1 protein-coding gene and 1 pseudogene are annotated in these 442 nt (G+C 59.0%); one reads left to right on the forward strand and one right to left on the reverse strand.

Annotated elements, in window-relative coordinates:
* On the forward strand, positions 1-206 hold a 206-nt coding region (locus OC610_RS28865), incomplete at its 5' end, for a hypothetical protein (protein ID WP_264433224.1).
* Here the strand turns inward: OC610_RS28865 and OC610_RS28870 are convergent.
* A pseudogene (locus tag OC610_RS28870) lies at positions 196-442 on the reverse strand (methyl-accepting chemotaxis protein); the annotation flags it as partial. The gene OC610_RS28865 and the pseudogene OC610_RS28870 overlap by 11 nt on opposite strands.

The raw sequence follows: 442 nt of genomic DNA on the forward strand, positions 1-442 counted from the left end.
AGGCCGAAGCCGAAGCCCAGTTTGCGATTGACGCTTACATTGCCCAACTTTTCGGTAAGCCAACTGAACATGTTGATACTCCCCTCGAGCCTTTTATAGGCTCTATGAAGAGAGTATCGACTATGAACTGCGGATCTGTAGCGGATAGCTGGCTGTATTTGACGGGCAGCACAGCCAGCTCATCACCGCGGGCATTCAGACCTTGAAACGTCCTACCAGGGTTTGCAGATGAACCCCCAGTCGGGCCAGTTCGGCACTGGAGGCGGCGGTCTCTTCACTGGACGACGCCGTCTGCTCCGACACGTCACGCACATTCAGCACGCTGCGGTTGATCTCCTCGGCCACCGCGCTCTGCTGCTCTGCCGCCGCCGCGATCTGCTGGTTCATCGACTGGATCGCCGAGACCGTACGCGTGATGTTCTCCAGCGACCCACCGGCGCGG

The organism is Pseudomonas agronomica (assembly GCF_025917275.1).
GTDB lineage: Bacteria > Pseudomonadota > Gammaproteobacteria > Pseudomonadales > Pseudomonadaceae > Aquipseudomonas > Aquipseudomonas agronomica.